Source organism: Bradyrhizobium jicamae (assembly GCF_018130215.1).
GTDB classification, from domain to species: domain Bacteria; phylum Pseudomonadota; class Alphaproteobacteria; order Rhizobiales; family Xanthobacteraceae; genus Bradyrhizobium; species Bradyrhizobium jicamae_A.
This window is the reverse complement of sequence record NZ_JAFCKQ010000023.1, coordinates 101,411-108,644: the sequence shown is the minus strand read 5'-3', so window position 1 is coordinate 108,644 and position 7,234 is coordinate 101,411. Positions and strand designations below refer to the sequence as shown.

Sequence of the window (7,234 nt, the reverse complement as noted above, 5' to 3'; positions counted from 1 at the left end):
CAACCCGGCTTTCCCTGCGCGATGGGTTACGGCTTATACGTGCTCTCCCCGGCGAGACTGGGCTTTCTTGTCACCGCCGTCAGCAAGAGACCTTGGTCTCTTGCTGACAGGACACCTGCCACCAGGGCGTCAGGCCTGCACGACTTCACCGTCCGCGCCGGCTGCTCTCGTCAGTCGCAGTCGTCGCGTCCACCGCATCCCACACCACGTTCATGACGATCGCGAGCGCCCCTCGAGCGGGTGAGACGGATCGATCTATATACTGATTTTGTATTTTGATAAACAGAAACATTTCTTCTGCCGGCGCTTGACAGGTTTTGCGCTGATTTGCCCGTCGTGTCGAATTTGTCACGACTCTGCTCTCGGCGTCATTCCGGCGAATGCCAGGGCGACGATGCAGATGGGCAACGTCGTTCCCGCGGCGTGACACGCATCACGTCGCGGCTCGTCGCCCGCGGCTAGCGTGGCGGCATCGGATCAATCGATCGCACAGGGAATCCGCCATGAACGCCATCACCGCACCGAAATCCTCCGCGCAGAACCGGCTCGAGGGCTTTGCGCTGACCGCAATCTTCCAGGGCCTGCCGACCTTCGCCGCCGCCGTGCTGATGCTGAAGCTGATCGGCGCCCGCGAGATCGTCGGCGACCGCGGCGGTGCCGCGACCTTCGTCGTGCTCGCCTCGCTGATCTACGCGCTGCTCGCGCCGAAGCTCGCATCCTGGTTTCCGCGCATGCGGAACGGCCACGAGCCGCTGTTCTATGACGCGAGCCTGTCGGTTTCGAACAAGATCGCGCAGTGGCGCGCCCAGCCGAAGGTCTCGCAGCAACTCGTGACCACGGCGATCATGCTGTCGCTGCTGGCGGTGGCGGTCGTGAGCGTGGGGTGACGCCGTCGGATCAGGCGGCAAGAAATTCCAGCGCCTTCTCGCGCGAAGTGAAGCGACCGAGCTCGCAATAGTCTGGATCGAGCTCAGCAAAGGCCCTTGCTACTCCAGATACGGCTTCAGCACTTCTTCGATCCATTTCATGAATGCGCGGACTCGGCGCGACAGATTGCTCCGATGCGCTACGACGAGGGACACGGCGAGCGCCCGGCGACGAAAATCGGGTATGATCTCCACAAGCGCTCCACTCTCCAAGTATCGGCCAATCCCCAAGAGTGGCGCCTGAATCAGGCCAAGGCCGGCGAGGGCAGCGGCTTCGTAGGTCTGCGCGCTGTTGACGTGCAGCGCACCTGGCAACTGAAGCGTCGCGTAGCTGCCGCCGTCCGGATATTCCCATCCATATGGTCTCGCCCCCAGCATCGTCGAAAAATGAATTGTCCGATGTTTCTGACGCTGGAGATCTTCTAACGATCGAGGGACGCCATAGCGCGCCAGGTAGGCGGGACTGGCTGCGTTGATCATGCGCAACTTGCCCAGCGGGCGGGCGATCAGCGTCTCGTCCCCAATAGGGCCAAGCCGCAATACACAGTCGAACCCCTCTTGAACCAGATCGACTTGCCGGTCCGTACTCGACACCTCCAGCTCCAACTCGGGGTGGGTCGCCATGAAATCCGGCAAGGCTGGCACTATCGTCGAGCGCGCCACCTCGGTCGGAAGATCGACCCGCAAACGCCCGCGAAGTGCCACGCGATCGCCTGCGAACATCGAGTGTAGGTCATCGACTTCAGCAAGCAGATCGCGGGCACGGGCATGAAATGCGCGTCCGTCCTCCGTCAACTGCACGCTGCGCGTTGTCCGGTGCAAGAGTCTGGCACCGATATCTTCCTCCAGCTTCCGGACTGCCGTTGAGGCCCTCCCCTTTTGGATGCCCAGGCTATCAGCCGCGCGGGTGAAGCTCCCCATTTCTGCAACCGTTATGAAAATGAGGATGGGTTCGAGGTTCTGCATTTTCGTGCCTTAGGATTGTTCACCGTAACGAGAACAGTGAGTTCATTTCCTCGGCATTTATTATACCCGAGAGACACAGTAGGCAGTAGGCCACGAATACAGGTGCCCCCCTCGGAGAACCACAAATGTCTGAAACGATGAACCTGCTGCAGGTGCCTGAAGCCATCAACTTGCATCGTGCCCTGTGGGCCGGCCGGATAATGAGTGCGGTTGTCGTTGTCGCTCTGGTGGCAGACGGCACTATTCAGCTTTTCGCGCCGGCACAGATCGCGAGCATGTTGCAGGAAACCGGGTTCGCGATGGACCTGACCCGTGTCGTGGGTCCGATCATATTCGTCTGCGCCATCCTCTACGCCATCCCAGCGACCGCCGTCCTCGGCGCGATCCTGGTGACGGGCTTTTTGGGAGGCGCCATCTGCGCCCATGTCCGGATCGGTGAGTTGGGGTCGCCGCCGGAAATCATTTCCCTGCTTCTCGGCGCGATGACATGGGGCGGCCTCTACGCGCGCGATCCCCGAATCCGGGCCTTCCTGCCACTCATCCGTTGAACCAGCAGGGCACTGCCCTGTCCCTCAAAATCAGGAGAATGCACATGTTTTTAGTAATGGGAATCACGGGAAAGGTAGGCGGCGCAACGGCAGAACATCTGTTGGCGCGCGGCAAGGAGGTACGCGCGCTGGTCCGCAATCGCGAGAAGGCATCAGGCTGGGCGAACAAGGGCGTGGAACTGGTTGACGGTGATTGGAATGATTCGGCGGCCATCGAGCGGGCACTCAAAGGCGTCGAAGGCGCGTATGTCATGTTGCCGGCTGTCTGGGCACCCTCGCCCGATTACAAGGAAGCAAAGGGCGTGATTGCAAACTACGTCGAGGCGCTCACCAATGTAGCGCCGCCGCGAGTGGTTGCGCTCTCGTCGATGGGTGCGAACAGGACCAGCGGGCTTGGGATGATCACGGCCTTGTCGCTTCTGGAGCAAGCTTTTCGCGCGCTGATATCGCCAATCGCGTTTGTGCGCGCAGGTGGATTCTTTGAAAACTTCCTCTACGGCTTGCAGGTCGCCCGGGGCGGAACGCTACCGGTCTACTACAGTCCGACAAACCGGAAATCGACCATGGTCGCGACAAACGACATCGGCGCGGAGGTCGCAACCCTTTTGACCGGGCCAGCGTGGTCAGGGCAGCGCGTCGTCGAGCTTGGTTCGATGGTCACTGCGGATGAAGTCGCGGAACAATTGGGTGAAGTCCTGGGTCTCGACGTGAAAGCCTTGGCAGTCCCGCGTGCAGGGTGGACGGAAGCGTTCGAACAGTTCGGCATCCCGAAGGGGCACACCGGACCCGCCGAAGAAATGTTTGAGGCCGTGAACGCGGGATGGATGGACCTCGGAGCCGAGGATACGGAGCACGTCGCGGGTACGACGTCCGCACGCGAGGTATTCGAGGCTGCACGGAATGCCGCCAAGGCGTGAGTTCGGGACAGATCATGGCGGGCCGTATGGCGTTGCCAGGAAAGGCCGCGGGCGCGGCCGGCATCGATGGTGTAGTCGACCATCGACGTCAGCGGTTCCGTATTTTCAGCGCCTCGTGCCGAAGGGCGCGCCTGCGCCGCGATGTCAGCTACCTGCGCCGCCGACCTCGTGTGAGAACCTACCGCTTCTTCCACCCGCCCCGCTTGCCCGGTGCCCCGCCGCTGCTTCGCGGCGACGGGCCGAACTCCGGGCCCGACTGCCGCGAGTCCGTCGGCTGGATGATCCGGCTCGTCGTGCCGAACGGTTTTGCGGGCAGGGCCCCGCTCGGGCGGAAGGGCAACGACTCCGGGCCGTGCATCTCGTCGAGATCGGGCTTGTGCACCCGCGAGCCGGACTTGCCGCCGCGGCCTGCCTTCAAGGACGTCGCCGCGCCCTTGTTCTTCATGGCGCTGACCGGAAGATTTGCGGCTTCGCCGTATTTCTTCATGCCGGCATAGGCACCGGCCTGTTTCTGCACATTGCGCTGCTTGGCGGTCGGGTCGTCGACCACGGCCATCTCGGTGGCGCGCAGGCGCTTCACCTCGTCGCGGAGCCTTGCGGCTTCCTCGAAGTTCAAATCGGCGGCGGCTTCGCGCATCCGGGTTTCGAGATCGCTCAGCACGGCCTCGAAATTGTGGCCGATGCTGATGACATCGTCGGCCATGCCGCCGTCGCCGATCTCGACCAGCACGTGGTCGCGCTCGTAGACCGAGTTGAGGATGTCGCCGATCGATTTCTTCACGCTTTCCGGCGTGATGCCGTTGGCCTCATTGTATTCCACCTGCTTCTCGCGGCGGCGCGTGGTCTCGGCCATCGCCCGGTCCATCGAGCCGGTCATGCTGTCGGCGTAGAGGATCACCTTGCCGTCGACATTGCGCGCGGCGCGGCCGATGGTCTGGATCAGCGAGGTCTCGCTGCGCAGGAAACCTTCCTTGTCGGCGTCGAGGATGGCGACCAGCGCGCATTCGGGAATGTCGAGGCCTTCGCGCAGCAGGTTGATGCCGACCAGCGCATCGAAGGCGCCGAGGCGGAGATCCCTGATGATCTCGATGCGCTCGATGGTGTCGATGTCGGAGTGCATGTAGCGGACGCGGATGCCCTGCTCATGCAGATATTCGGTGAGGTCCTCCGCCATGCGCTTGGTCAGCACCGTGATCAGCGAGCGATAGCCGGCGGCCGCGGTGGCGCGGACCTCGCCGACGAGATCGTCGACCTGGGTGCGGGCGGGGCGGATGTCGACGGGCGGATCAATCAGGCCGGTCGGGCGGATCACCTGCTCGACGAACACGCCGCCGCTCTCGTTCAGCTCCCAGCCGCTCGGCGTCGCCGACACCGCGACCGTCTGCGGCCGCATCATGTCCCATTCCTCGAAGCGCAGCGGGCGGTTGTCCATGCAGGAGGGCAGGCGGAAGCCGTATTCGGCGAGCGTCGCCTTGCGGCGGAAGTCGCCGCGGAACATGCCGCCGATCTGCGGCACCGTGACGTGGCTCTCGTCGGCGAAGACAAGCGCATTGTCGGGCACGTATTCGAACAGCGTCGGCGGCGGCTCGCCGGGGCGGCGGCCGGTGAGATAGCGCGAATAGTTCTCGATGCCGGCGCAACTCCCGGTCGCTTCCATCATTTCCAGATCGAAGGTGGTGCGCTGCTCGAGCCGCTGCGCTTCCAAGAGGCGGCCCTGGTCGTTGAGCTGGTCGAGGCGCAGCTTCAATTCCGATTTGATCGACTTGATCGCCTGCACCAGGGTCGGGCGCGGCGTCACATAGTGCGAGTTGGCGTACATCTTGATGAATTCGAGCTCGTCCTGCTTGTGGCCGGTGAGCGGATCGAATTCCTCGATGGTCTCGATGGTGTCGCCGAACAGGTTCACGCGCCAGGCGCGGTCCTCGTAGTGCGCCGGGAAGATGTCGATGACGTCGCCGCGGACGCGGAAGGTGCCGCGGGTGAATTCGGCCTGGGTGCGCTTGTACTGCAGCGCGACGAGGTCGGCGATCAATTGCCGCTGGTCGATGCGTTCGCCCTTCTTCAGCGCGAACGTCATCGCGGTGTAGGTCTCGACCGAGCCGATACCGTAGATGCAGGACACCGACGCGACGATGATGACGTCGTCGCGCTCCAGCAGCGCACGTGTCGCGGAGTGGCGCATGCGGTCGATCTGCTCGTTGATCGAGGAATCCTTTTCGATGTAGGTGTCGGTACGCGGGACATACGCTTCCGGCTGGTAATAGTCGTAGTACGAGACGAAATACTCAACGGCGTTGTCGGGGAAGAAGCTCTTGAACTCGCCATAGAGCTGCGCGGCCAGCGTCTTGTTCGGCGCCAGGATTAGCGCCGGGCGCTGCGTCGCCTCGATCACCTTGGCCATGGTGTAGGTCTTGCCCGAGCCGGTGACGCCGAGCAGCACCTGGGTGCGGTCGTTGCGCTGGATGCCCTCGACCAGCTCGGCGATCGCGGTCGGCTGGTCGCCCTTCGGCTCGTAGGCCGACTTGATCTCGAAGCGCACGCCGCCCTCGGATTTTTCCGGGCGCGGCGGCCGGTGCGGAGTCCACACCTTCAGCGAGCCGTCGTCCTTGCGGAACTCGGGACGGCCGTCGCGGATCAGATTCTCCAGCGCGTCGGCGGTTGCCTTGACGCCGAGCGCCTCCATCTTGCTGCGCGGCGGACGCGCCAGGGCTTCCTCGTCATCCTCTGCGGTCGGCAGCCCGAGTTGCCGCGCCAGCTCGGGGTCGAGGGTCGGGATGGTGGCCGAGGTGCCGTAATTGGGGCCGTAATTTCCTTGGGGCGCTTCCTCTAGACCCGAGGCATCGCGCCTGGCGACATCCTCGCTGGTTCCGCGGGTCGACGCTCGCGCGCGGTGCGCGGCAGCCTCGCCGCCGGCGCGGCGATCCCAGGAATTGTCCGGCGGCGGCTGCAATCCGGTGCCCGAGCCCATGCCCGCATCGCCGCGGTTGATCGCGGGATTGAGCAGTTCGGCCAGCGCAGGCCCGATCGGCTGGACCTCGGGCCGGTGTGCTTTGGATTTGGGGGATTTGCCGGGCTTTTTCGGAGTGCTTGGTGTCTTCGCCATGGCCGGAATATGGGACGAGTCCGGCAGCGAGAAAAGAGCAAACGGCGCGAGGATCGCCCCGCAGGCAAGGCTGCTGACAGCAGGGTGGCAGCAGCCTCGCTCTCTCCGTTCCCGCACCCCGTTCTTCTCGGGGAGAGGGGCAGGATGAGGGGCTCCATCCGCGAGTTGTCAGTGTCGTGAAGCCTGTGCGCCCTCACCCGAAATTCGCTACGCGGATTTCGGCGTCTCCCCGCAGGCGGGGCGGGCGGAGCGCGCTACGTGCGCGGCTTGTCGACGATGTCCATGTGGATGCCGCCGCAGCCGTCGCAGCGCATGGTCCAATACTCGGCGGCGCTGCCGGGAATGACGCGCAGCAGTTCGAGCTGCGCGGCGCAGTCCGGGCAATGCGTGCGCACCTGCGCCGGCCGCTCCGGTTCGGGCTCCGGCTGCGCGATCGCTGCGACCATGGCGCCGCCGATCAGGCCGAAGCCGTTGCCGACGGCATTGTCACCCCATACCGCTGCGGGAAACGGTCGATAAGCAGCTTCGCGTCCGCGATCGCTGCATCCCGATCGGACCACGCAAAGCCGATGTCGAGCGTCGGAAACGAGATGCCATCGATGACGACCGGCCTTTGATCGGTGCGTTGAATCCTGGCGTGCCATTGCCCTTTTCCCGCTTCAAATGACTTGATTTCAAAACCGCCGTAGATCATCCCCGACTCCGGTCGTTTTGCCCCGGGCCGATCGAACCACGCGTGCCCGCGATCAATTGTGATCGGGTTCACACATCGCG

General features: G+C 63.9%; 7 protein-coding genes. 3 read left to right on the top strand and 4 right to left on the bottom strand.

The features are described from left to right. Positions 1-503: 503 nt before the first annotated feature. The gene (locus JQ586_RS23580; protein ID WP_212397003.1) at positions 504-887 is read left to right on the top strand and encodes a hypothetical protein; all 384 of its coding nucleotides are present in this window, start codon (positions 504-506) and stop codon (positions 885-887) included. 99 nt (positions 888-986) lie between these two features. On the opposite strand, the gene JQ586_RS23575 is transcribed toward JQ586_RS23580, so the two are convergent. After that, the gene (locus JQ586_RS23575; RefSeq protein ID WP_212397002.1) at positions 987-1,892 is read right to left on the bottom strand and encodes a LysR family transcriptional regulator; all 906 of its coding nucleotides are present in this window, start codon (positions 1,890-1,892) and stop codon (positions 987-989) included. Positions 1,893-2,017: 125 nt separating this feature from the next. Between JQ586_RS23575 and JQ586_RS23570 the strand changes: the two genes are divergently transcribed. Together JQ586_RS23570 and JQ586_RS23565 are read left to right on the top strand one after the other, a co-directional pair. Further along, positions 2,018-2,440 carry a DoxX family protein gene (locus JQ586_RS23570; protein WP_212397001.1) on the top strand — a complete coding sequence of 141 codons (423 nt, stop codon included), beginning with the start codon at positions 2,018-2,020 and terminating at the stop codon, positions 2,438-2,440. A gap of 44 nt (positions 2,441-2,484) precedes the next feature. Then, positions 2,485-3,357, top strand: a complete 873-nt coding sequence (locus JQ586_RS23565) for an NmrA family NAD(P)-binding protein (RefSeq protein WP_212397000.1) — start codon at positions 2,485-2,487, stop codon at positions 3,355-3,357. A gap of 178 nt (positions 3,358-3,535) precedes the next feature. Here JQ586_RS23565 and uvrB read toward each other — a convergent pair whose 3' ends face one another. The 3 genes from uvrB to JQ586_RS23550 form a co-directional block, all read right to left on the bottom strand. Next, positions 3,536-6,460 carry an excinuclease ABC subunit UvrB gene (gene uvrB, locus JQ586_RS23560; protein ID WP_212396999.1) on the bottom strand — a complete coding sequence of 975 codons (2,925 nt, stop codon included), beginning with the start codon at positions 6,458-6,460 and terminating at the stop codon, positions 3,536-3,538. Positions 6,461-6,714: 254 nt separating this feature from the next. Further along, positions 6,715-6,906, bottom strand: a complete 192-nt coding sequence (locus tag JQ586_RS23555; protein ID WP_212396998.1) for a hypothetical protein — start codon at positions 6,904-6,906, stop codon at positions 6,715-6,717. An 11-nt stretch (positions 6,907-6,917) separates the two neighbouring features. Next, positions 6,918-7,154 (bottom strand): hypothetical protein, encoded by a 237-nt coding sequence (locus JQ586_RS23550; RefSeq protein ID WP_212396997.1) that lies wholly within the window; start codon positions 7,152-7,154, stop codon positions 6,918-6,920. Positions 7,155-7,234: the final 80 nt, after the last annotated feature.